General features: G+C 43.0%; 22 protein-coding genes. 20 read left to right on the top strand and 2 right to left on the bottom strand.

Annotated features, from left to right (window positions below; genetic code table 11):
• Nucleotides 1-465: 465 nt before the first annotated feature.
• The 11 genes from ABJF92_RS11165 to ABJF92_RS11115 all read left to right on the top strand — a co-directional run bounded on the left by ABJF92_RS11165 (nucleotide 466) and on the right by ABJF92_RS11115 (nucleotide 10,764).
• Nucleotides 466-948: a TRAP transporter small permease gene (locus ABJF92_RS11165; RefSeq protein WP_446815876.1), complete on the top strand. Its 483-nt coding sequence runs from the start codon at nucleotides 466-468 to the stop codon at nucleotides 946-948.
• Nucleotides 945-2,225: a TRAP transporter large permease subunit gene (locus tag ABJF92_RS11160; protein ID WP_446815875.1), complete on the top strand. Its 1,281-nt coding sequence runs from the start codon at nucleotides 945-947 to the stop codon at nucleotides 2,223-2,225. The genes ABJF92_RS11165 and ABJF92_RS11160 overlap by 4 nt, the downstream gene beginning before the upstream one ends.
• Nucleotides 2,226-2,240: 15 nt before the next feature.
• Entirely contained in the window at nucleotides 2,241-3,233 is a 993-nt protein-coding gene (locus tag ABJF92_RS11155) for a TRAP transporter substrate-binding protein (RefSeq protein WP_446815874.1), read from the top strand.
• A 76-nt stretch (nucleotides 3,234-3,309) separates the two neighbouring features.
• Nucleotides 3,310-4,002, top strand: a complete 693-nt coding sequence (locus ABJF92_RS11150) for an L-ribulose-5-phosphate 4-epimerase (RefSeq protein WP_446815873.1) — start codon at nucleotides 3,310-3,312, stop codon at nucleotides 4,000-4,002.
• A gap of 6 nt (nucleotides 4,003-4,008) precedes the next feature.
• Nucleotides 4,009-4,842 carry a Cof-type HAD-IIB family hydrolase gene (locus tag ABJF92_RS11145; protein WP_446815872.1) on the top strand — a complete coding sequence of 278 codons (834 nt, stop codon included), beginning with the start codon at nucleotides 4,009-4,011 and terminating at the stop codon, nucleotides 4,840-4,842.
• Nucleotides 4,839-6,329, top strand: a complete 1,491-nt coding sequence (locus ABJF92_RS11140) for an FGGY-family carbohydrate kinase (RefSeq protein ID WP_446815871.1) — start codon at nucleotides 4,839-4,841, stop codon at nucleotides 6,327-6,329. Before ABJF92_RS11145 ends, ABJF92_RS11140 begins: the two co-directional genes overlap by 4 nt.
• Nucleotides 6,326-6,970 carry a 3-keto-L-gulonate-6-phosphate decarboxylase UlaD gene (locus tag ABJF92_RS11135; protein ID WP_446815870.1) on the top strand — a complete coding sequence of 215 codons (645 nt, stop codon included), beginning with the start codon at nucleotides 6,326-6,328 and terminating at the stop codon, nucleotides 6,968-6,970. Before ABJF92_RS11140 ends, ABJF92_RS11135 begins: the two co-directional genes overlap by 4 nt.
• A gap of 6 nt (nucleotides 6,971-6,976) precedes the next feature.
• The gene (locus tag ABJF92_RS11130) at nucleotides 6,977-7,735 is read left to right on the top strand and encodes an IclR family transcriptional regulator (RefSeq protein WP_446815869.1); all 759 of its coding nucleotides are present in this window, start codon (nucleotides 6,977-6,979) and stop codon (nucleotides 7,733-7,735) included.
• A 9-nt stretch (nucleotides 7,736-7,744) separates the two neighbouring features.
• Nucleotides 7,745-8,614: an L-ribulose-5-phosphate 3-epimerase gene (locus tag ABJF92_RS11125; protein ID WP_446815868.1), complete on the top strand. Its 870-nt coding sequence runs from the start codon at nucleotides 7,745-7,747 to the stop codon at nucleotides 8,612-8,614.
• 289 nt (nucleotides 8,615-8,903) lie between these two features.
• Complete coding sequence (yiaK, locus tag ABJF92_RS11120) at nucleotides 8,904-9,911, top strand: 3-dehydro-L-gulonate 2-dehydrogenase (protein WP_446815867.1); 1,008 nt, start codon at nucleotides 8,904-8,906, stop codon at nucleotides 9,909-9,911.
• Nucleotides 9,912-10,074: 163 nt separating this feature from the next.
• Nucleotides 10,075-10,764, top strand: coding sequence for a hypothetical protein (locus ABJF92_RS11115; protein WP_446815866.1), 690 nt, complete (start codon nucleotides 10,075-10,077; stop codon nucleotides 10,762-10,764).
• A gap of 64 nt (nucleotides 10,765-10,828) precedes the next feature.
• Here ABJF92_RS11115 and ABJF92_RS11110 read toward each other — a convergent pair whose 3' ends face one another.
• Nucleotides 10,829-11,725, bottom strand: coding sequence for a LysR substrate-binding domain-containing protein (locus ABJF92_RS11110; RefSeq protein WP_446815865.1), 897 nt, complete (start codon nucleotides 11,723-11,725; stop codon nucleotides 10,829-10,831).
• A gap of 114 nt (nucleotides 11,726-11,839) precedes the next feature.
• Here ABJF92_RS11110 and ABJF92_RS11105 point away from each other — a divergent pair, with 114 nt between their 5' ends.
• The 6 genes from ABJF92_RS11105 to ABJF92_RS11080 all read left to right on the top strand — a co-directional run bounded on the left by ABJF92_RS11105 (nucleotide 11,840) and on the right by ABJF92_RS11080 (nucleotide 18,744).
• Nucleotides 11,840-13,192, top strand: a complete 1,353-nt coding sequence (locus ABJF92_RS11105; protein WP_446815864.1) for an aspartate aminotransferase family protein — start codon at nucleotides 11,840-11,842, stop codon at nucleotides 13,190-13,192.
• A complete protein-coding gene (locus ABJF92_RS11100; protein ID WP_446815863.1) occupies nucleotides 13,173-14,027 on the top strand; it encodes a 3-keto-5-aminohexanoate cleavage protein in 855 nt (284 codons plus the stop codon). The genes ABJF92_RS11105 and ABJF92_RS11100 overlap by 20 nt, the downstream gene beginning before the upstream one ends.
• Before the next feature lie 69 nt (nucleotides 14,028-14,096).
• Nucleotides 14,097-15,065: a TAXI family TRAP transporter solute-binding subunit gene (locus ABJF92_RS11095; protein WP_446815862.1), complete on the top strand. Its 969-nt coding sequence runs from the start codon at nucleotides 14,097-14,099 to the stop codon at nucleotides 15,063-15,065.
• Nucleotides 15,066-15,149: 84 nt separating this feature from the next.
• On the top strand, nucleotides 15,150-17,750 hold the full coding sequence (locus ABJF92_RS11090) for a TRAP transporter permease (protein WP_446815861.1): 2,601 nt from the start codon (nucleotides 15,150-15,152) through the stop codon (nucleotides 17,748-17,750).
• 9 nt (nucleotides 17,751-17,759) lie between these two features.
• Entirely contained in the window at nucleotides 17,760-18,191 is a 432-nt protein-coding gene (locus ABJF92_RS11085) for a universal stress protein (RefSeq protein WP_446815860.1), read from the top strand.
• A gap of 178 nt (nucleotides 18,192-18,369) precedes the next feature.
• Nucleotides 18,370-18,744 (top strand): methionine-R-sulfoxide reductase, encoded by a 375-nt coding sequence (locus tag ABJF92_RS11080; RefSeq protein ID WP_446815859.1) that lies wholly within the window; start codon nucleotides 18,370-18,372, stop codon nucleotides 18,742-18,744.
• 27 nt (nucleotides 18,745-18,771) lie between these two features.
• Here the strand turns inward: ABJF92_RS11080 and ABJF92_RS11075 are convergent, their stop codons facing one another.
• Nucleotides 18,772-19,356 (bottom strand): TetR/AcrR family transcriptional regulator, encoded by a 585-nt coding sequence (locus tag ABJF92_RS11075; RefSeq protein ID WP_446815858.1) that lies wholly within the window; start codon nucleotides 19,354-19,356, stop codon nucleotides 18,772-18,774.
• Nucleotides 19,357-19,497: 141 nt separating this feature from the next.
• On the opposite strand from ABJF92_RS11075, the gene ABJF92_RS11070 reads away from it, so the two are divergent.
• From ABJF92_RS11070 to ABJF92_RS11060, 3 genes are all read left to right on the top strand, one after another.
• Nucleotides 19,498-20,046, top strand: a complete 549-nt coding sequence (locus ABJF92_RS11070; protein WP_446815857.1) for a carboxymuconolactone decarboxylase family protein — start codon at nucleotides 19,498-19,500, stop codon at nucleotides 20,044-20,046.
• 252 nt (nucleotides 20,047-20,298) lie between these two features.
• Nucleotides 20,299-22,443 carry a heparinase II/III domain-containing protein gene (locus tag ABJF92_RS11065; protein ID WP_446815856.1) on the top strand — a complete coding sequence of 715 codons (2,145 nt, stop codon included), beginning with the start codon at nucleotides 20,299-20,301 and terminating at the stop codon, nucleotides 22,441-22,443.
• A 2-nt stretch (nucleotides 22,444-22,445) separates the two neighbouring features.
• Nucleotides 22,446-24,596 carry a heparinase II/III domain-containing protein gene (locus ABJF92_RS11060; protein WP_446815855.1) on the top strand — a complete coding sequence of 717 codons (2,151 nt, stop codon included), beginning with the start codon at nucleotides 22,446-22,448 and terminating at the stop codon, nucleotides 24,594-24,596.
• Nucleotides 24,597-25,000: the final 404 nt, after the last annotated feature.

The raw sequence follows: 25,000 nt of genomic DNA, 5'->3' as shown, positions 1-25,000 counted from the left end.
GTGGCTTTATCGCTGTAAAAGCTCGTACTGCATGGTCTTTGAGGTTGTATGTTTTTTACAGGATTGAGAGGGGTTATCATTTTTTGTTTTTTGTAAAAAATTTCCCTTTAAGGCAGTAATGTTGCTCTTACAAAGGTGCTTTAGCCGTTGTCTTCTCTTTCTCGTCCTTTGAGTGGCGTTATCTGCTTTTTTATTTGCTTCAGTGATAGCCCAGTGAAACTTTCCTTCTTTGCATTACAGTAGTTGCGACTTTTAGGGGAAAAATTCTTTAAAAAAATCCCAAAAAAGCTTTTCTTAATTTCAAAATGTGTCATTATGCGGAAATGAAGTTATATTTTATTCCGCAATACGGTATTTACTGGATTAAAGCTCTCTTTTAAAAAATAGTTTTGATAAGGGTTAAAGCACACTTTTTGGATCGCTATCAGAATAGATAGCTTACATTGTCAATAAAGGTTTTACGCCATGAAAAAAATAATAAAGTGGTTGTGGGAATGCATTGATATATTGATAACAACAATTCTCGCAATAATGGTTGTTTTAGTATTCACCAATGTTGTCTTACGTTATGGGTTCTCATCCGGGATCCGTTCTTCTGTAGAGTTATCTAGGCTTGGTCTTGTTTGGATCGTCTTGCTTGGGGCTGCTGTGGTATTACGCCGTGGTGAACACCTTGCGGTTTCGGAGTTCTCTGAGCGCTTCTTTCCATCGGCTGTACCGATTTTGAATCGCCTTATTTGGTTGGTAATTTTAGTCGCGTCTAGCATGTTGTTTATTGGTGCTTTGAATCAGACCGTCGCTAATTGGAATAATATTTCACCTTTAACAGGCTTGCCTTCTGCACTCTTTGCTCTAGCGGGCGTCATTTCTGGTTTGTTAATCGGGTTAATTTCTTTAGTCCGTATTTTTAATCCCAACTGGCTGTTAGATAAGGATACTGAAGAATGACATTAGCTATTTTTCTTAGTGTGTTACTGATCTCTATTTTACTAGGTCTGCCTGTTTCTTTTGCTCTGTTGTTGTCATCAATGGCACTGATGCTTCATATGGATTTGTTTAGTGCAGATATCTTATCCCAAGCTCTAATCAATGGTGTAGATAGCTTTACACTGCTTGCCATTCCTTTCTTTTTAATCGCCGGTGAAGTGATGGCAACAGGTGGCTTGTCAGAGCGAATCGTACGACTTGCGAATACATTTGTCGGTCATCGTAAAGGAGGACTGGGATACGTCGCCATTTTTACATCGATCTTATTGGCGGGTTTGTCTGGTTCTGCTGTTGCGGATGCCGCGGCATTAGTAAGTATTTTGTATCCCATGATGCGAAAAGCAAAATATCCAGAGGGGTCATCCATGGGGTTACTGGCCTCTGGCGGTATTATCGCGCCGGTTATACCTCCATCTATTCCTTTAATTCTAATTGGTGTTGCCGGTGGGATTTCTATTAAAAACCTATTTATAGGAGGCATAGTTCCAGGTCTATTAATGGGAGTAACCCTAGTTTTACTATGGGGATTTATCGTTCGCAAAGAAGAGTTAGCTGTTTCTGAAAAAGCATCATTGAAAGAAAAAATGGCAGCATTAAAAGATGGTATTTGGGCGCTGTTTTTACCAATTATTATTCTTGGAGGTATTCGGTTTGGTGTCTTTACGCCAACAGAGGCAGCGGTAGTTGCTGCGGTATATGCGATGCTGGTCTCTGCTTTTATCTATAAAGAGTTATCAATTAAACGATTAATTTATGTGTTAAAAAGAGCCGCTCGGTCAACGGCTATGGTGATGTTTTTAGTAGGCTGTGCAATGGTCGCAGCCTGGTTGATAACGGTTGCGCAGTTACCTCAACAATTAGCCGTCATACTTGAGCCTTTGATAGATAGTCCTCGTACTCTGATGGCGGTCATAATGCTGCTCGTTTTTCTAGTGGGTATGGTAATGGACTTAAGCCCTACCATTTTGATTCTTGTGCCTTTACTTATGCCGGTTGTAAAAATGGCCGGTATAGATCCCGTCTATTTTGGACTTATGTTCGTCATCAACACCTCAATTGGTTTAATTACACCACCAGTTGGAACTGTTTTAAATGTGGTATGTGGCGTTTCTCGCGTACCCATGTCTACTTCAATAAAAGGCATCCTGCCCTTTATTGGCGCGTATGTCGTGCTATTAGCACTGTTTATAGTGTTCCCCGACATTATTACTGTCCCGATGAAATTTATTATCGGTTAACCCGAGGAGAAAATAATGAAAAAAATAACAACTTTATTTAAGGGTGTTGGTCTTGTTTCTGTCTTGTCTGTAGCGGCATTAGCCAGTTCAGCGCAGGCAGCTACAACGCTCAAGTTGGCGCATGCTGCGCCTGAGACTGACCTTCAACAAGATATGTCCTTGTTCTTTAAAAAGGAAGTGGAGGCTAGAACCAATGGTGAGGTTAAAGTGAATATTTTCCCTCACGGACAGCTAGGTAATGACGCGCAGATGATTCAAAGTACGCGTTTTGGCTTGGTCGATTTTTCGATTGTCGGGCTTAATAATTATTCTGGTTTATTGCCAGAGTCCGCAGCCTTTACTTTACCATTTATGTTCCCTACTCGAGATGCTGCTTATAAGGTACTAGATGGCCCTGTAGGCCAATCTGTTTCTAAAGACTTGGAGCAATTTGGCTTGAAAGGCATGGGGTACCCTGAAAATGGTTATCGCAATATGACGAATAATCGAGCACCTATTCGTAGTCCTGAAGATGTGGATGGATTACGTATGCGGGTTAATGGTTCAAAGGCTCTAAATGATATGTTCAATTCGTTAGGTGCTAATCCAACACAGATTCCGGTGGCTGAATTGTATACAGCACTAGAGACTGGAGTGGTAGACGCTCAAGATCACCCTATTGGTGTCACGTTATCTTTTAAATTTTATGAAGTTCAGAAGTATCTCAGTCTCACTCAGCATGCTTACTCACCTTTGGCATTCACAATGAACTTAAAGTCTTTTAATAAGCTATCGGCAGATGAGAAAACAGTTGTCGAACAGGTCGCCAAGGAAGCTGTCGATATGCAACGTAAATTAAGCATAGCGAAAGAAGACAAAATGATCGCTGAACTTGAAGCAGGAGGCATGCAGGTAAACCGTGATGTCGATGGTGCTGCTTTCCAAGCCGCTGTGAAGCCAGTTTGGAGTGCTTTTATTGAAGAGCATGGTGACAAAATGGTCAATGATATTTTGGCTGCAGCGAAATAGCTCAGCTATCAGACTGACCCTCCCTTAATCGGGTCAGTCTGTACATAAAATTAAGTTTAGGTCCATTGAGGTAACTATGTTTCAAGAATTAAAGCAAAGAGTATTGGAAGCGAACTTGCAACTTCCTAAATACGGGTTGGTGACCTTTACATGGGGTAATGTTTCAGAGATAGATCGAGAAAGAAATGTTATCGCTATCAAACCATCGGGTGTTCATTATGAAAATATGACAGCTGAGGATATGGTAATAATCGACCTCCACGGCAATCGTATTGAAGGTGAGTTAAATCCTTCTAGTGATACAGCGACACATATTGAGCTTTACAAAGCGTTTCCAGCTATTGGTGGCATTGTCCACACTCACTCAAGACACGCCACTATTTGGGCGCAAGCAGGCTTGGATATTCCTGCTTTAGGCACAACTCACGCTGATTATTTTTATGGGGATATACCTTGTACCCGTAAACTGTCGGCAAACGAAATTGCAGAAGAATACGAAAAAAATACAGGTTTAGTGATTGTTGAAGAGTTCTCTCAACGTGGGTTAGATGCAAGTGCAGTTCCAGGAGCTATTATTTCTGGTCATGCTCCATTCTCGTGGGGTAAAGATTGCTTTGATGCTGTCCATAATGCTGTTGTGCTAGAAGAAGTGTCAGCCATGGCAATTGGCACTCGCTCGCTGAATACAGGCATAAAGGTTCAAAGTGAGCTACTAGACAAACACTATTTGCGCAAGCATGGCGAAAACGCTTACTACGGACAGAAGTAGTTCATTATGTATCAGATTTTAGCCCTTGACCTAGATGGCACTGTTCTTAAATCAGACCGAACTATTTCTGCAGATCTAATTCGTACGGTGCAGTATTTGGCTCAAAAAATACCAGTGGTTATTGTCACGGGTAGGCACCATACGACAGCTCGTCCTTATTACCATGAACTTGGGTTAACTGGGCCGATTATTTGTTGTAATGGCGCTTACGTATACGACTATCGGCAAGAAAAGGTTATTCAACATAACGCTATACCTAAGCCGTTAGCGAAGGATTTTTTGCAGCTGGCGCAAGACCAAGGGATGGCAGCCGTACTTTATACAACCCACGCTATGATGCATTCGATAACTCACCCGGTTCCTTATATTGATACCTTGGCCGATTGGGCTGAGCAGTATCCGAAAAATTTGAAGCCACAGATCTACAAGGTGGCCGATTTACGGCAAGAACTGGATGCCAATGATTTTATTTGGAAATTCGTATTAGAAGGTGAAGATGTGGCTTCTTTCGCGGACCAGTGTTTTGTAGCACAGAACTTTAGTGCAGAGCAGTCCTGGCAAGATCGCTTCGATTTTGCCTATAAGGGCAATACCAAAGGGGCTGCATTAGGTGCTTACTTAGCCTCCTTGGGGATCGATCCACAACATATGGTGGCGATAGGTGACCATCATAATGACATTAGTATGCTTAAGTTAGCTGGATTAGGGGTTGCTATGGGGAATGCTGGTCCGGAAATTAAAGCCATTGCTGACCAAGTCGCTGCTGGACATAATGATGAAGAGCTAGGCTTATCTAATACGTTACGGCAGATATTTGGGCTTGATGAGGAGCGCATATGAACTATTTCATAGGGCTAGATTCAGGCGGCACTTTTATGAAAGCCGCATTAATTGATAGTCGCGGACACCAGCTTGCGATTGCAAAAGTCTCTGCGCAAATAATTAACGGTCAACAAGGATGGGTTGAAAGAGAGCTTAACGCCCTTTGGTTTGATGCTAAGACTGCCATTACTAAGTTGCTAGATAAAGTAGCGATAGACCCGTCAGACATTAAGGGAATTAGCATTTCTGCTCAGGGTAAAGGCGCTTACTTATTAGACAAAGATGGAAATGACCTTAGAAATGGCATTTTGTCTTCAGATTCTCGGTCTATTGAGCTCGTTAAGCAATGGCAGGCCGAAGGTATACCAGAAAAAATTTATCCATTAACACTGCAAACTTTATGGACTGGGCATCCCGTCTCTATCGTGCGCTGGTTGAAGGATAACGAGCCTGATAACTATCAACGGCTCGGGGCTATCTTGATGTCCCATGATTATCTGCGTTATCGCCTAACTGGAGATATATCCGCTGAGCTAACCAATATATCCGAGAGTAACTTCTTTAACGCGAACACAGGACAATACGATGCCAAGCTTTTAAAAATATTTGGTATTGAAGAATGTTGGGATGCCTTACCTAAGGTTATTAAATCTGATCAATTAGCAGGTTATATTCGCGATGATGTCGCAGAAGAGACGGGTTTACACTCAGGCACCCCAGTCTTTGGAGGCCTATTTGATGTGGTTTCAACTGCTATTTGCTCAGGTATTAATTCAGATCAGCAAAGTTTGAACTATGTAATGGGGACTTGGGCGGTCACCTCAGGCATTGCTAGTGTCGCAAAACCGCAAGACAATCATCGCTATGTTTATGGTCATTATGTCGCGGACAAGCAGTATATTGTTCATGAAGCGAGCCCTACCTCAGCCAGTAATTATGAGTGGTTTGTCGATTATTTAGGGGAAGGAGGATCGTTTGATCATGAAGACAATCAAGCCTTGGTTAGCGCCCTTCCGGTAGCTGAAAGTGAGTTGCTTTTTGTACCATTTTTATATGGTTCCAACATGGGATTGGGTATTAAATCCGGTTTTTATGGTTTACAAGCCCACCATACAAAAGGGCATCTGATTCAAGCAATTTGGGAAGGCATTTTATTCTGCCATAACCTGCATTTAGAGCGTATGAGAATTCGTTTTCCTAGTGCCACGTTGTTAACTGTGACCGGCGGTTCTACTTCGTCGAGCGTTTGGATGCAGATGCTTGCCGACTTAACAGGTATGACCCTTGAAATCCCAGAACTAGAAGAAACTGGGTCGTTGGGTGCTGCTCTCATTGCAATGGTCGGTGCAGGTCAATATGACAATATCGAGCAAGGCTTGCAGTCTATGTCGATTCAGTCAAAGAGGGTTGAGCCTAACCAAGAGCATTACCAAAAATATCAGAAAAAATATCAACAATATTTGCGACTAGTAAACCTATTTAATGCTTTTGAGGAATCCAAATGACTAAACCATTATTACAAATTGCCCTTGACTCAACGGACATAAACAGTGGTCTACAAACAGCACAAAAAATTGCCAACTATGTTGATGTGATTGAGGTGGGAACAATTTTAGCGTTTGCAAATGGCGTTGAAAGTGTACGTTTGTTACGTAACCAACACCCTGATCATGTTATTGTATGCGATATGAAAATCACCGATGCAAGCGCAATTCTTACTCGAATGGCTTTGCAAGCAGGAGCCAACTGGGTCACGGTAAGCGCAGCAGCGCATATTGAGACCATCAGGGCAGCCTATAAGGTAACTCAAGAGCTTGGTGGTGAAGTCCAAATCGAACTGTATGGTCATTGGACACTAGAAGACGCTAAAGCTTGGGTTGATATGGGAATTAAGCAAGCAATTTATCATAGATCAAGAGATGCAGAGCTGGCCGGTGTGACATGGACGGAAGAAGATTTAATGAAGATGAAAGCCTTGTCCGACTTAGGGATTGAATTATCTATTACTGGTGGAATAGTACCAGAAGATCTCGTGCTGTTTAGAGAACTCAAAGTCAAAGCTTTCATTGCTGGTCGGGCATTGGCAAGTGAACAAGGTCAACAGATTGCTGAATCTTTCCATACTGAAATATCAAAATATTGGTAGGTAAAAATGAGTGAGCAAATAAAGTCACTTCTAAAATCATTAAGTGTTCTTGAGTTTCTTGGGCAGTATCCGAATGGTGCATCATTGCAAAAAATTGCCCAAGAAACTGCAATGACTAAATCATCAGCACACCGCATATTATCTACATTTGAGAGCGCAGGTTACGTAACGCAAATGTCAGGAGGGCGTGACTATCGTTTAACGATGAAGCTCTTGCATGTCGGTCAAGTGGCCCTTAATTCCGATGTGACAGGGTTGGTAAAGCCTTATTTGAAGGCGCTTCAGCATGAAATTAATGAAACCATTAATTTCATTTCTTTTGATGGGGATAACATTGTTTTTAAAGACAAAGTTGAACCGAGTAACGCCTCTTTTCGTACCCGTACTTATGTGGGGTTACATGCTCCAGCTTACTGTTCTGCAGCCGGGAAGTGTTTTTTAGCCCATGCTTCTATGCAAATTAAAGAAGCCTACTGGCAGCGTAATAATCATATGATGGAGCAATTGACAGAAAATACAATTCTAGAAAAGTCAGCTTTTTTGGCTGAGCTAGAGCGGGTAAAAGAACGTGGCTATGCCATCGACGATGAAGAAAACGAAGCGGGGATTTCATGTGTGGCCATTCCTGTTTTTAATCAAGACAATATGCCAATTTACGCGATTAGTGTGTCGTCTCTTACGCCAAGAATTACGCGCTTAGGGGTGGAGGCATTAGCAGGGCAACTTGCGAATACTGCGCAAAAAATACAAGGCAAGTTATTCTAAGGTAATAGTATGATCCATTTTAACAAACCGTTTCGTATCGGCATTTATGAGAAAGCTTTTCCAGTTGAGTTGAGTTGGCATGAACGCTTTGCTTATGCAAAACAATTAGGCTTTGATTTTATTGAGATATCCGTTGACGAAACTGAGCAGCGTCAAGCTAGGTTAGATTGGTCAGATGAAGAAATCTACGCACTGCGCCAGTTAAGCATTGAGCATGACATGCCGTTACAATCCATGTGTTTAAGTGCTCATCGTAAGTATCCTTTCGGCTCCATGGACGAAAATATCCGCGAAAGAGCATTTGAAATTATGGAAAAGGCCATTGCTCTAGCTTACAAACTTGGGATTCGCTGTATTCAAATGGCTGGTTACGATGTTTATTACGAACCTCAGTCAGAACAAACCCACCAACGCTTCATTGAAGGGATGCGTAAAGCAACAAAAATGGCAGAGCGAGCTGGAGTATTATTAGGGGTAGAAATAATGGATACCCCATACTTAAATTCTCTAGCTAAATTTGAAGTTCTAAAGCGCGAGATTCCTTCACCATTCTTTATGGCCTATCCTGATGTCGGCAATATTTCCGGTTGGAATCATCATGTTCCAACTGAATTGAAACTAGGTCAGGATCATATTGTACAGATACATTTGAAAGACACACTGCGAGTATCTCCGACCAGTAAAGGTCAATTTAGAGATCTTGTTATTGGCGAAGGTGAAGTTGACTTCCATAGTATTTTTAAAACCCTTGTTGAAATTAATTATGCGGCGCCATTTGTTATTGAAATGTGGGCCCAAAATGATAATTGGTTTGCCGATATTAAAGCCGCGAAAGCACGCCTTACCGCGATCGCAAATGAAGCTGGGTTACCCCTTTAGTTTTCCCCTAACTCACGTTAAGTAAGTAAATGTCTGCTACTACCTAATGTTCTACTTGGTAGTTAGTAGACCTTTTTACCCACCCTTTGTATGACACTTCTAAAAGAAGAGGATAGTTTGCATCTCCTATTTGTGATTAATTCTTTTAGCTTGTTTGAGGCGAGTGCGAGACCAGTCTAAAAAAATAGAAATTGTTCAAAAAAGCTTCATTTTATTTTTGTTTGTGTCATTATACGGAAGAATAACAACATCGAATTCCGAATTGCGGAATTTAATAAGGAGAGTAAAAATGCCTATCGTATCTGTCGAAACCCTTCAGAGCACTTATGAGAAAGTTCTACTTGCTCGTGACATGTCTCCAGAATCAGCTAAACGCTTAGCAAAAGGTTTTGCTGACATGGGAAATGAAGGGGTGTACTCACACGGCATTAACCGTTTTCCGGTTTTTATTAGTCAGGTCGATAAAGGTCAGATAAACCTTAAGGCAGTGCCAGAGTGTGTGAATCGTATGGGAGCTTTAGAGCAATGGGATTGCCACTATGGTCCAGGTGTTCTAAATGGGCTAGTGTGTGCTGATCGAGCAATGGAGCTTGCTCGAGAGCACGGCATAGGTATGGTAGGGATGAAAAATTCTAACCACTGGATGCGCGGAGGTGCCTATGTTTTAGAAATGGCACGTCAAGGTTTTGCCGGCATTGCTGCCACCAATTCAATTGCCGTTATGCCTGCTTGGGGTGGAAAGGATCATCGCGTAGGAACCAATCCCTTAATTATGGCCATTGCTGGTGATCCGCCCGTTTTAGTTGATTGCTCAATGTCCCAGTTCTCATATGGACAGCTGCAAAATCATGTTTTAGCCGATAAGCCTTTGCCTGTTGTGGGTGGTTATGATGACGAGGGTAACCTGACTCAAGACCCTCATGTGCTATGGAAAAATAAACGTATCTTGCCAATGGGATTTTGGAAAGGCTCGTCTATGTCGATTGTGCTCGACATGATGATTACTGCTATCTCTGGAGGGCGTTCTGTACCAGCAATCACAGAAGATCAGGATGGCGAATTCGGTGTGTCACAGTTTTTGATCGCAATCGACTTAAGTAAGACTATGGAAGCCTCTCAGTTTGCTTCAGAAATGCAACGTATTCGAGATTATGTAATGGCGTCTGAGCCGGCTGAAAGTGGAGAAGTATCGATTGCTGGTTCTAAAATTCAGCGGTTTATAGATAAGCATGAAGCTGCAGGTGGTATCGATATTCATGATGAAATTTGGCAGAGCATACAAAGCTTAGTTGACTAGTGGTTCAACAGAGAGCTTAGTGGCGATACGAATTAATATTAAGCTCTTTAAACACGAACCTATTGACTAACTAGAATAATAAAACTGTTATGTTTAAAACACAGTCGGATTGAATTAAATGCCAAAGGTCATCAACTTTTAAATAGCCCATAGGATTGTTAACATGGATTTTGAACAATATAAGCAATGTTTAGAAAATTTCAGTGAAGGGCGCTTTGAGTCTATACAAACAAGTTATGATGAGATTTGCCAAGCTCAAGATAAGCTTATTGAAGTGCTAGTAGAGCAGGGGGCGAGCATTAAGGGTTGGAAAGTGGTGGAAGATGATGAGTTATTTATCATTTCGCCTATTTTTGATTTCCAGATTTTTGCCAGTCACGGGGCTAAGTTGCCGGAAGAAAAGTTGACGGGTATAGAAGTGGAGATTTGTTATCAAAGCTATGTACCCGTTAACTCAATGGGCATAGAGCCATTATTAGATAAGGCTGAGCCATTAGTGGCGGCAGAAATTATGCGTCCTAAGATCAATTCAGACAGTTACCAATCCTGCGATTTTTATTATAACTACGGTATTGTGGTGTCCCACATTCCCCTGGCTGGGGAACAGTTTTTCCTTGAAAGTGGCAGTGGCAAGGTATTTGAGTACAGTACTGCAGAAGATGGTTTTTTTGATACTAAGTTAGCCATTCTGCGTAAAGGCATTGAAGAGTGTATACGTCGAGGATATGGACAAGAAGAATACTTCTTTATGACAGGAAGCCTGAATGGTTTGATTTCTTTAGATGAAGCGAGCGGAGTTAATCGTTTGGTGCATCAAGCCAATACCATGTTTGAATTTGCCTTAGAAAACTAATGCGCTAGGTATGAATCGTACGACATTAGGGCCTTTTTTAAAGGCCCTTTTTTGTGCCGAAGCCTTAGCTTAACTCCTGTATAAACCATTCTAGTAATGCTTGGTCAATGCTTGCTTGTTGGCGATAAAAGGGACTTAAAAAGTAAAAACCAAAACCACTTTCGTAGCGAATATCTAAAGGGTTGATGAGCTCTTTATTTTCTAATGCTTGGCGGGCAAACAATTCGGGTACTAGGGCGATACCTTGCTGTTGCTTGGCGGCTTCTAGTGAGAGAAAAAAGTGCTCAAAACCGTGACTATAAGTAGCATCATTAAGATGATTGCTGTCTGCTTCTATTTGATGAGCCAGAAACTGAGGCCATAGTTGAGGCCTTGTGACATGGGTGATCAGAGGGTGTTGTAGTAAATCACCTGGGGTATGGACAGCTGCCTTAGCCAGTAAATTAGGGTGTATTACTGGGACAAGAACCTCTTTGCTAAGCAAGCATGAGTTTTCATGGGTCAATGAAAGGGGCAGGCAGCGAATGGCAATATCTGCACTGTTTTGGTGGAATTGAAACTGACCATCTCCTAGAACAATTTGTAAGGATAAATCCGGTAGGTGGGAAGCGAGTTTATCTAATCTTGGGATGAGCCATAAACTGGCTAAAGAGGGAATCAAATTCAGTGTTAACTGTTGATTGTGATGATTTTTCTGTTGTAATTGCGCACTGGAGCTGTGGATAGTTTGTAAAGCATTCATGATGCTGGGCAAATATTGTTTGCCTGCATTGGTTAAGCTAATACCGTTCGCATTACGATCGAAAAGAGCGGTTTGTAAGTGCGCCTCTAATAGCTTTATTTGTTTACTTATCGCCCCTTGGGTAACACATAATTCCTCTGCTGCTTGAGAAAAACTCAATTTGCGTGCCGATGCTTCGAAAGCTTTAAGGGCATTTAGTGGAGGTAGTTTACTTGCCATGACTAACCCTATTACTTTTTTTCATACGGTCAGAGAATATATCGTTTGTTGTTGGGGGTAAAGAGCCCTTAGATTAAGGGCTCTTTCGGTCAATAATTACACACGAGCCCTGCTATGACACATATATTTCAACGCCACTGTCATGCCCAATTGCCTATCGCTACCCGTGGCGAAGGGGTATACCTCTTTGATCAGCACGGTAAAGCCTATTTGGACGCCAGTGGTGGTGCGGCTGTTTCCTGCTTAGGCCATAATCATCCCGCTATTCGACAGGCCTTACACCAGCAAATTGATCAGTTAAGTTATGCCCATAGTGGCTTTTTTCATACCCAAGCTTCTGAGCAATTGGCGGACCGATTGGCTGAACTCGCCCCTGGGGATTTAAATCATGTTTACTTGGTATCGGGTGGGTCTGAAGCGGTTGAATCTGCGCTAAAACTTGCGCGCCAATATTTCGTGGAAATAGACCAACCCCAGCGCCAATGCTTTATTTCACGTCGACAAAGTTATCATGGTAATACGCTTGGAGCATTAGCGGTCGGTGGCAACGCCCTACGCCGAGCGCCTTTTGCCCCTTTACTCATGCCAGTGGAGCATATCAGCCCTTGTTTTGCTTATCGTGGTAAAAGCCCAGAGGAAACAGAGTTTGATTACGGTCAGCGCATGGCCAATGAACTAGAGGAGCGTTTATTAGCCGTCGGCCCAGAAACCGTTATCGCCTTCATTGCAGAGCCTGTGGTTGGAGCAACGGCCGGTGCTGTAACCGCCGAACTGGGTTATTTCAAACGGATTCGTGAAATCTGTGATCAATACGGAGTGTTGCTTATTCTGGATGAAGTTATGTGTGGAATGGGGCGCACTGGTAGCTTGTTCGCGCAAGAGCAAGAAGGCATTGTAGCGGATATTGTGACCATCGCAAAAGGCTTGGGGGCAGGTTATCAGCCTATTGGTGCCATGATTGCGAGCTCAAAAATTTACGATGTCATTGATCAAGGTTCAGGCTTCTTTCAGCATGGTCATACCTATATGGGCCATGCAGTCGCTGCGGCTGGCTCCCTTGCAGTGTTAGACATCATTGGCCAGCAAGAAACTCTACAAGGAGTTATGCGTGCCGGTGATCTATTGCAACAATCACTTACAAACAAATTATTTGATCATACATTTGTTGGTGACATTCGCGGTAGAGGGCTATTTCGCGGTATTGAAATCGTCAAAGATAAAGACAGTAAAACCCCTTTTTCCATTAACAGCCGACTGCACACAAAAGTGAAAGCAAAAGCGATGGAGCATGGATTAATGTGCTATCCCATGTCTGGTACTTGGGATGGCGAGCAAGGGCATCACATTCTGTTAGCCCCACCTTTTATTATTAATGACGACGAAATTGAAGTGTTAGCGGAAAAAATGGCAACTACCATAGATTATGTTACACAGCAGGAATATAAAAATGAAAAAAACTATGCCTGATATAGGTGACATTGAAAATAAAAACCTTATTATTGTCGCCCCAAATGGTGCACGCAAAACAAAGTTAGATCACCCTAACCTACCGTTAAGCCCAGAAGAGCTGGCAGTTGAGGTCGAGAACTGTGTTGCGCAAGGTGCTGCAATGGTGCATTTGCATGCTCGTACAGCACAAGGAGCGCACTCTCTAGAAATTGAAGATAACCTTGCCGTTTATCATGTTGTTAAACAAAGGCTTGGGGACAAGGTGATTATCCAGCTGACGACAGAGGCAGTAGGGATTTATAATCCTGAGCAGCAAATGGATTTAATCAAGGCGATAGAGCCGGAAGCAGCCTCTTTTGCATTGGTGGAATTAATACCGACGCAAGAATCTGAAGAAATTGCCAAACAGTTTTTTCATTGGCTTACATTGCGCAATATAACTTCACAATATATTGTATATTCACCAGAACAATTATCATATTATCTGGATCTAAGAAGACGAGGCATTTTACCGGCTGAACAGCATCATTTATTGTTTGTATTAGGCCGTTACAATGAAAATTTAGAGTCAGAACCTAGTGACCTAGATCCGTTTTTAGAACTCGTTAAGCAGTTAGATGGGGTTCGCTGGGCCGTATGTGCTTTCGGATCGAAAGAGCAGGAGTGCTTGTTAAAAGCCGCTCGATTAGGTGGCGATGTGCGTATAGGGTTTGAGAATAATCTTTACACCACAGAGCAGGTTGTTGCGGACTCTAACGCTTCGCAAGTAAGAGATTTGGTGACTGCTCTTAATCGCGAGGGCGGCACTGTAATGGATGTTGAGACAGCAAGGAAGAACTTGTTTTCCGCATAAGCACTGTTAAAAAGTGCATTCAAAAGTAGGCGCTGTGCGCCTCAAATAAAAAAACCAAGGGGATAACCAATGAAAAAGCTTAAATCTGCATTGTTAGGTGCTGGTATTGCTACCTTATTTACAGCGGCTGCACCTGTTCAAGCCCAAGAGTTCATCACAATTGGTACAGGTGGTGTTACAGGTGTTTACTATCCAACAGGTGGTTCTATCTGTCGTTTGGTCAACGCATCACGTAAAGATCACGGCATCCGTTGTAGTGTAGAAAGTACAGGGGGTTCCATTTACAACATCAATACCATTCGTGAAGGCGATTTGGACATGGGTGTTGCACAATCAGACTGGCAATACCATGCCTACAATGGCACAAGCAAATTCAGCGACAAGGGCGCATTTAAAGATCTGCGTGCTGTCTTCTCTATTCACCCAGAACCTTTCACCGTGGTTGCTCGTGCTGATGCCGGCATCAAGTCATTCGATGACTTAAAAGGTAAGCGTGTGAATGTGGGTAACCCAGGTTCAGGTCAGCGCGGTACGATCGAAGTTCTGATGAAAGAATACGGTTGGACAATGGATGACTTTGAACTAGCTTCTGAGCTAAAAGCTTCTGAGCAGTCTAAAGCACTTTGTGACAACAAAATTGATGCGATGGTTTACGTAGTGGGTCATCCAAGTGGTTCTATTAAAGAAGCGACCACTTCTTGTGACAGCGTGATCGTAAATGTTGCCGGTAAAGAAGTAGACAAGCTAGTCACTGATAACTCTTTCTACCGTACAGCAACTATCCCAGGTGGCATGTACTCAGGTTCTCCTGAAGATGTACAAACATTTGGTGTTGGTGCGACATTCGTAAGTTCTACAAACGTTGCTGACGAGCTTATTTATAATGTTGTAAAAGCGGTTTTCGAAAACTTCGAAACCTTCAAAAAGCTACACCCAGCTTTCGCCAATCTTAAGAAAGAAGAGATGGTTAAAGATGGTTTGAGTGCTCCGCTTCATCCAGGTGCTGTTAAGTACTACAAAGAAGCAGGCTTAATGTAATCCGCAGCTTATAGCGCATTACATTAAAATAGCAGGGGCGTAAATGCCCCTGCGTTTTTCCGAATCGCATTAGGATAGCTTTTTATGACTTCAAAACATTTATCCGATACCGACGCGAATAATGAACAAGCAACAAATGTAGCCGATGAGTTTCTAAGCTCCGAAACCGGTAGTCGCCAATTCCACGGAAAAATGGCGACCATAGTTACAGTTGTTTTGATTGCTTGGGCTGCCTTCCAACTTTGGTACGCCTCACCATTACCTTTTATTTTTAATTTCGCGGCCTTCAATGAAGATCAGGCGAAATATATACATTTAGCGTTTGCCACATTTTTGGCCTTTTTTCTTTTTCCAGCCTCAAAAAGCTCCAGTAAAGATTCTGCCTCGATAGTAGACATATTGTTGGCGTTAGCTGCCTCTGGTACCTGTTTATATCTTCTGGTCTTTCGTAATGAATTAGCGACTCGTATGGGGGCGCCCACTACAGCCGATGTCGTGGTGGCTGTCGTTGGTGTGATCACTCTCTTAGAAGCGACTCGTCGCTCTTTAGGGCCACCATTGGTTGTGGTCGCCGTTGTCTTTTTGACCTTTACCTTCGCTGGCCAATATATGCCAGAGGTTATCTCTCATAAAGGTGCAAGTCTTAATAAAGTAGCGTCACACCAGTGGATTACTACAGAAGGTGTGTTTGGTGTTGCGATTGGGGTTTCAACAGCGTTTGTATTCCTTTTCGTTTTACTCGGTTCCTTATTGGATAAAGCCGGAGCGGGTAACTACTTGATTAAGGTATCTTTCTCACTGCTTGGTCACATGCGTGGCGGCCCTGCGAAAGCGGCAGTTGTTGCATCAGGATTAAGTGGCATCATTTCTGGATCGTCCATTGCTAACGTTGTAACCACGGGTACTTTTACCATTCCTTTGATGAAGCGGGTGGGTTTTCCGGGTACCAAGGCTGGTGCGATCGAAGTAGCGGCTTCGACGAATGGTCAGCTTACACCACCTATTATGGGGGCTGCGGCATTCTTGATGGTGGAGTATGTAGGTATTCCTTATATCGAAGTCATTAAGCACGCCATTCTACCATCTATCATTTCTTATATTGCTCTTGTGTACATAGTGCACTTAGAAGCGCTTAAGTTGAACATGCAGGGTATTGAACGTCTGCATAAGCCAACGTTCGCTCAGCGTATGTTGTCTTGGATGAGTACCTCGGTGATCTTATTGGTGCTGGGTATTGTCGTATATTACGGCTCAACCATACTTGAATCCTTATTAGGTGGTGCTGCAACTTTAGTCATGTTGGCGGCGATTATCGCAGCGTATTTTGCTTTGGTTAAATTGTCCGCGGCTTACCCTGATTTGGCGGATGATGAAGCCAGCATTACCTTAGATAAGCTGCCAGAAACGCGTCCTACTGTGTACTCGGGCTTGTATTTTGCGTTGCCTATCGTGGTCCTACTATGGGCATTAGCGGTTAAGCAATACTCTCCACAACAGTCTGCCTTTTATTCGGTTGCCTTCTTGATCGCTGTGGTACTAACCCACAGACCAATCAAATCTTGGTTCCGCAAAGAAGAGAATTGGGCGTCTCAGTTTAAGGTGTGTTGGAACGAATTTGTCGACGGTATGATCACCAGCTCACGTAACATGGTGGGTATTGGTATCGCCACTGCGGCGGCCGGTATCATAGTAGGTACAGTAACGCTCACCGGTCTTGGTCAGATGATGACAGAGTTTGTGGAGTTCATTTCCGGGGGCAATCTGATACTGATATTAGTGTTTACCGCTATCATTTGTATCGTCCTTGGCATGGGGCTACCAACCACAGCTAACTATATCGTGGTATCCACCTTAATGGCGCCAGTTATTGTGTCTTTAGGGGCAGAAAACGGTCTAGTGGTTCCGCTTATCGCTGTGCACTTGTTCGTGTTCTACTTTGGTATCTTAGCAGATGACACACCTCCGGTGGGGCTTGCGGCCTTTGCGGCAGCAGCTATCAGTGGTGATGATCCGATTAAAACCGGTATTCAAGGTTTTATCTATGACATTCGAACGGCAATTTTGCCTTTCATGTTCATCTATAACACTCAGTTACTTTTGATCGGTATTGGTTCTTTCTTTGATCTGGTTCTTACTATTGTCAGTGCGATTGTCGCCATTCTTGTGTTCTCTGCGGGTACGCAAGGCTACTGGTTGGTGAAAAGTCGCTTGTGGGAATCTTTAGTATTAGTCTTGATCGCTTTCTCTTTATTCCGTCCAGGGTTCTGGTGGGATATGGTTTACGAGCCGAAAGCGCAACTGCCGAGCAGTGCTTTGGTAGAGCAAATTGAAGGGCTGGAAAACGGCGGTTTTATTCAATTACAGGTAGAAGGTATTACCCTTGAGGGTGATGAAGTGAACAAGACGATCCCTATTCAACTAACCAATGCTTCCGGTGACGGTAATGCGCGTCTACAGTCTTTGGGGCTTAACATGAGCTACATGGATGATATTTGGACGGTGGATTACGTGGACTTTGATAGTCCTGCCGCCAAAGCAGGAATTGATTTTGGTTGGCAAATCACGGGCATCGAAGTGGAATCTGATCGTCCACCGAAAGAATTGGTATTTATACCGGCTATCTTGGTGCTACTGCTGATTCGCAAGTTACAGCAAAAACGAATGGCCAGCGCAGCAATAGCTTAGGGAGTTGATATGTACAATTCTGTATTAGTTCCAGTGGATCTTGCAGAGCAAGGTTATACGGATAGGGTAATAGAACATGCGCTGCATGTTCTAAAACCAGGTGGTAATCTGATTTTACTTACCGCCCTTGCGGGCTATCAAATGCCTATTGTTGGCAGTTTTTTTCAACCAGGTACCTTTGATAAAGCGGTTCGCACTGTGCATCAAAAATTGGTTGAGTTTGTGAACAATGAACTGCCAATTGAGGCGGATACCTGTACCATTAAAGTGGTTGAAGGGAAACCTGCTGAAAGCATCTTGAAAACGGCTCAAGAGCAAAATGTTGAAGCAATTGTGATGGCAAGTCACAAACAATCTCGTATGAGTAATATGATGATTGGTTCGGTCGCAAATAAAGTTGTGTGTCAGGCAAGTGTGCCTGTGATGGTCGTAAAAGGCTAAAGCACACTTGAACCGCTCGTTGAAGAAAGCTTTTTTATCTTGTATAAAATCGCTATATTCAGCGAGCGGTTTTTTTATGACCCCAAGAAACCAATAGCGCTATTTGAGGTCAAATTTCACTGCTCGCGGTTTTATAGCGATGCGAATGTGTGTATCAACCTAAAAGAGATTATGGATTATGACAAAACCTTATAACCCACTGAACGATCTGGAAACCCATGTGATCCTGAATAAAGGCACAGAGCGACCATTTACGGGTGAATACACCGATACTATGTCAGCGGGACTTTATCTTTGTCGTCAATGTGATGCTCCTTTATACCGATCAGAGCATAAGTTTCTTTCTCATTGTGGCTGGCCAAGTTTCGATGATGAGATTGCTGGCGCTGTTTGTCGCGTACCAGATGCAGATGGGCGCCGCATCGAGATTATTTGCAGCAACTGTGAAGGGCATCTAGGGCATGTGTTCGAAGGCGAGCGTTTAACCGAAAAGAATGTTCGTCACTGTGTGAACTCTATTTCAATGAAGTTTGTTGCTCAGGGCGAGCAATAAATACATATTCTTACCCCCTTCTTATCGTTAGAAAGGGGGCGAGTCAAAAATTTGATCTATCATTTGTGCCAAAGGAAGTTGCCCATCGTAGGCCTTTGAATAAGTACGAAGTCCTGCAATTTGAATTTGCAGGTGTCGAGCCATAAGGGCGCAATCTTTATCTAAGCCGATTTCGCCTTGTAGTTGAGCTTTTTCTAATTGAGTTTGAAAAGCGGACTCAATGGTCTTGAGAGAGCTTTTCGCCTCATCTAATAGTTCTGAATTGTCATTGGTGAGTTCGCCTATGGTTTTTGCAAGCATGCACATACTACTTGGTGCTTGTTCCGCTTGCACTATGATCAGTTCTTTAACAAAAGCTTTTAACCCAGCAAGAATAGAGTGTTCTGTTGTGCAGCACCTTTCTAATGTCAGAAGACCTTGTTGAGTGTAATGAGCGAGAGTTTCCTTAAATAACCCTTCTTTACTGCCAAAGGCTGCATAAATGCTGCCAGGGCGCATGTCGATAACATCTTGTAGCTGGCGCATGGAGGTTCCGTGAAAGCCTTTTTGCCAATATAAATTAGTCGCTTTATCTATTACTTGTTCGCGATCAAATTTGGTGCTTTTTGTCATCTTGGGTATCTCATGAAGGTTATTTTGAACATACGTTCAATTTTATATTGAACGATCGTTCATTTCTAGTTATATTGTCAGCATCTTGGTTGAGCTTAATCCGCTCAGCTTTCTAAATCGGACAATATAAAGGGCGTATCCATGAAAGATTTCACTATCCACACAATTGAGTCAGCACCAGAAGCTAGTAAGCCGTTATTAGAAGCTTCAGTAAAAGGCTTCGGCATGATTCCTAATTTACACGGCGTGATGGCCGAAGCACCTGGTTTGTTAGAGGGTTATCAATTACTACATAAATTGTTTTCGGAATCTTCTTTTAACGCAGAAGAGCTAACGGTTGTGTGGCAAACTATTAACGTTGAGCACGAATGTCATTACTGTGTACCAGCTCATAGTGCCATTGCTCAGATGATGAGTGTAGACGGTGCTTTAACAGACGCGTTGCGTAACGGTACTGCTATGCCAACAGAAAAACTGCAAGTGTTGCATGATACGACGCTAGCGATGACACGTAGCCGTGGTGTACTGACAGACGATGAATTGGCGGCCTTTTATGGTGCGGGCTATGGTCAGCGTCAAATTTTGGAAATTGTCTTAGGGCTTTCACAAAAAGTGATGAGTAACTATACGAATCATCTAGCGAAAACCCCAGTAGATGCGCCATTTGAGCCATTTCTTTGGAAAAAGTAATCGTTTTTAGCGTGCAAGAACGCTAATAATCTAGCCCAGTTTGAAAACCTTAAGTCAATGATGGAAGGTTTTTTTACTGGGCTTTTTTGCGTCTATAGATAATGAAGTAGTGGCTGGAATGAAGTTGAGGGTCTTCTAAGCTTATGTAAATCAACTTCCAATTGTATTATAATACCATGAATAAATATTAGAATAGACTATTCCAATAACTATAAACCAAGATAAGTTAGCGTAAGCAAAGAGGCTAAATCTATGCATTCAGTGTTGTTTTCTATGGATGAACTGGCACCGTTACGTAGCCAAGTTGGCGCGTCCAGTTTGATGGGCAAAACGATAGCAGGGCATGTGCAAGATGTGGATGCTTTTCTTCAACTGCCTCTAGAGGTTCCAGGGCATGGTGAAGCGGGTGGTTACGAACATAATCGCCATAAGCAGAATTACAAATACATGCATCTTGCGGGCAATTTATTTTTAGTTACCCAAGACAAGAAATACGCTGATTTTGTCGTCGATCTCTTGTCTCTTTACGCGGACAAATACCTTTCTTTTGGTTTTCATGTTCAAAAAAATACCAATCCTACCGGGCGTCTTTTCCACCAAATCTTGAACGAGCATTGCTGGTTATTATTCAGCAGCTTGGCTTATTCAAGTGTGCTTCATGTGATGACGGAGCAACAGCGTGCTCACATTGAAAGCCGACTATTTGAACCCATGCTGGACATGTTTACTGTCAAGTATGGGCACGATTTTGATCGCATTCATAACCATGGTATTTGGGCTGTCGCGGCAGTAGGCATTTGTGGCCTAGTATTAGGCAAGCCTGAATACATGAAAAAATCTATTTATGGCCAAGACAACAATGCAACAGGTGGCTTTTTAGCCCAGCTGTCACAGTTGTTTTCCCCTGCAGGTTACTATCTTGAAGGGCCTTACTACCACCGTTATGCCATTTATCCGACCTGTCTGTTTGCAGAAGTTATTCATCGCCATATGCCTGAAGTGGACATTTATGGTTATAAGGATGGCGTAATCGGCCGGACGGTAAATGCTTTGCTGGCAACGGCTTACCCTAATGGTGTCTTTCCTGCTCTTAACGATGCATCTCGCACTATGGGGGTGACCGATGCTGGCGTGCAGGTGGCATTAAGTGTTTTGAGTGAACATTACAGCTGTGATGATAATGTCATTGGTATGGCGGAATTACAGGGTGAAGTTTGGTTGCATGCGAGCGGCTTGTCTTTATCTAAAGCCCATGAAGAAGCGCAACAAAAAGGCGATGTTAAAAAGCCTTATTGGCCTAGTGTCGAATTGAATGAAGGGGCGAATGGTGATTGTGGTGCCATTGCCTTTTTGCGCTTAAAAGGAGAAGGCGAAAATATTGCGCAGTTGACGATGAACTATGGTCAGCATGGCATGGGCCATGGTCATTTTGATACGCTTGGTATTTCCTTCTACAACGGTGGCCAAGAAGTTTTAAAAGAATACGGGTTTGCTCGTTGGGTGAATGTTGAACCTAAATTTGGTGGTCGATATTTGCCAGAAAATGTTTCTTATGCACGCCAGACTATTGCTCACAACATCGTTACCGTCGATCAGCGCAGTCAAAACCATTTTGATGTGGTCCGTGCCGACAGCGTACATGGTACTCCCCATTTCTTTGTAGAAAAAAGTGATCAAGTCGCCGTCAGCGCTTTTGCTGAACAACACTATGATGATGTCATCATGCAACGTAGTGCGTTTCTCATTAACCATAAAGAATTTGACTCGCCTTTATTAATCGATTTGTACCGTATCGAAGGGGAGGGCGAGCATTGCTATGACTATTCCCACCAGTATGAAGGTCAAATCGTTCAAACTAACTTCAGCTACACTTCGTATACTGAATTGAGTCCATGGGGTGAAGATCAGGGTTATCAGCATTTATGGAAATTAGCGTCAGGCGAGGCACCCAAAAGCACCCTGATTAGCTGGTTACAAGGTAATCATTACTATTCTTGGCATGGCACCAGTTCCAACCATCAAGATGAAATTGTTTTTACCACAATCGGTGCGCAAGATCCGATTTTCAACCTACGCAATGACACAGGCTTTAGTTTGCGCAGTCATGGCGGTACGACCTTATTTGCCTCGGCACTAGAAACCCACGGCTATTTTAATGAAGAGTTCGAGCAGTCGACTCAGGCTCGAGGTAAGGTCAAATCGATTGAAATTATTGGCCACAATGAGCTGGGTTCTGTGGTGAGAATTTATCTTGGCCAAAAGGCCTTTGTTTTAATGGTGAGCAACCAAAAAGCGTGCATACAAAGTACTCAACATGAGCTAGTGTTTGCTGGTAAAACGTATTGCTGGCAAGGGTTTTATGCGGTTGAAGAGTGTTTGGTAAAAGGAGAGCAATAGAGATGAGTTACCAGCCATTATTATTAAGTTTTGACGAAGCGGCGCTATTAGCCAAACAATTGCAAGAAGATAGTTTACTTGGCAAAGGCTTACGCCGCGATATTGCCAAGGTGAAAGGCTACATAAATGACATTGGTATAGAGGTGCCGGGTCATGGTGAAGCGGGTGGTTATGAGCACAATCGACATAAACAAAACTACATCATTATGGACACGGCGGCGCGCTTATTCTTGATTACCCAAGAAGTGCTTTACCGCGATTTCATCGTTGCCATGTTGACCGAGTACGCCCGTGTTTACCCAACCTTGGAAGACAATACCAGTCGAGATACCAACCCGCCGGGCAAGCTATTTCACCAGACATTAAATGAAAATATGTGGATGCTATACGCCTCATGTGCCTACAGCTGTGTTTATCACACCTTGTCTGAAGAACAGAAAACACTCATCACCAATGATTTGTTTAAACCTATGATTCATATGTTCGTAGTCACCTATGGACATGACTTCGATATAGTTCATAACCATGGGCTATGGGCTGTGGCCGCAGTGGGTATCTGTGGCTATGCCATTGGCGATCAACAGGCCGTTGATCAAGCTTTGTATGGTCTGAAACTAGATCGAGTGAGTGGTGGCTTCCTCGCGCAATTAGATAACCTCTTTTCACCAGACGGTTACTACATGGAAGGGCCTTATTATCACCGCTTTTCATTGCGCCCGATCTTCCTATTCGCCGAAGCGATTGAGCGCCGTCAGCCAGAACTAGAAATTTATCAATACAACAATGCCATCATTAAAACCACTTCCTATGCGGTGATGGCGACGGCATTCCCTGACGGAAGTTTGCCGGCGCTCAACGATTCTTCAAAAACCATTAGTATTAATGATGAAGGCGTTATCATTGCTACTAGCGTGTGTTTTCAACGCTACGAGCAAAGCGACACCCTCATTAGCATGGCGAATCATCAACAAAATGTTTGGGTTCACAGCTCTGGTGAAGCACTTTCTACGGCGGTCGCTAATGCTGAGCAAATTAAACCTTTTACTTGGGGAAGCCTCTTCTTAAGCGATGGCCCTAAAGGGGAAAAAGGTGGTGTCAGTATCATTCGGCATCGTGATAAACAAGATGACGATACCATGGTGTTGTTGTGGTTCGGCCAACACGGTTCCGATCATAAATATCATTCAGCGCTAGACCATGGCCACTATGATGGCTTGCATTTAAGTGTCTTTAACCGTGGTCATGAAGTGCTACAGGATTACGGTTTTGGTCGTTGGGTGAATGTGGAGCCTAAGTTTGGCGGCCGCTATATTCCAGAAAACAAAACGTATTGTAAGCAAACCGTTGCCCATAATACGGTGACAGTGGACCAAAAAACTCAGAATAAATTTAACACCGCCTTAGCGGAAACGAAATTTGGTGAAAAGCATTTCTTTGAAGTATCTGACGCGAGTTTGCAGGGCATCAGTGGCATCATAGATAATTATTATGATGGTGTACGAATGCAGCGAAGCGTATTAGTGGCCGACATTGAAGAGTTTGAAAAGCCGCTGGTGATCGATATTTATCGCATCTTATCTGAGCAAACTCACGAGTACGATTTACCCTTCCATTTCCGTGGGCAGGTTATCCGCACCGACTTTGACTACGACTTTGCAAGTACGCTAAAACCTTTAGGGGATGATCAAGGCTACCAACACCTATGGCATATAGGGGAAGGGGAAGTTGAGGGCAGTGCATTAGTGAGTTGGCTTCACGATACCAGCTACTACAGCCTAGTATCGACTGCACCTAAAGGCAGTAAAGTGATTTTTAGTCGTATTGGCGCAAACGATCCTGATTTCAATCTACGAACTGAGCCAGCGTTTATCTTGCGTCAATCCGGTGCTAATCACGTTTTTGCTTCTGTATTAGAAACCCACGGCTATTTTAATGAGTCCATTGAGGCATCGAATAACGCTCGTGGTTTAGTGTCAAGTATTCAAGTGTTGGCTGAAAGTGCGGATGGTACCTTGGTGCAGATAGAGACGGTTAATGGCTCTAGTTATCGTTTTGGTGTATCGAATCGCGTGGGTGATGCGCAAAAAGAAGAGCATGTGATGACTACGAAGCAGGGTCGTTTTGTGTGGTCTGGGGCGATCGCTAAGCTTTAATTTTAGCGACTTAAAGGTCATTAAGTTGTTAACTGGTGGCCTTGTTTAGCGCTTTGAAAGTTAGTGGTGCAACATTTTGGGTTGTTGAAACATATTCTTACTCAAAATGCGTATAAAGTGTGCAAAAAGAACTTGATCTCAATAGTTTTTTATTTGTATTATTTTAACACAAAATGTTTGGTTTAAAGCTATACTCACAATGACAGGCTAATCGCCTGAAGCGGAAAGTGTAGTTATCGTTGCAAAGCCTAGGCTCTACATCGAAAGCTTATCGTCTACTCTAGTGGACTTTTAGCAGCACCAAGCTTGTGTTGGCATAGCTTTGTTGGCTGCGGCCATTCTATTTTGAATAGAATGGTTTTTTTATATTTGTAGTATTTAATACTGTCATATAGTTTGAATGC

The organism is Marinomonas sp., from assembly GCF_039940335.1.
GTDB lineage: Bacteria > Pseudomonadota > Gammaproteobacteria > Pseudomonadales > Marinomonadaceae > Marinomonas.
Note: the sequence above shows the minus strand (reverse complement) of the source record. Positions and strands in the feature narration are given on the sequence as shown.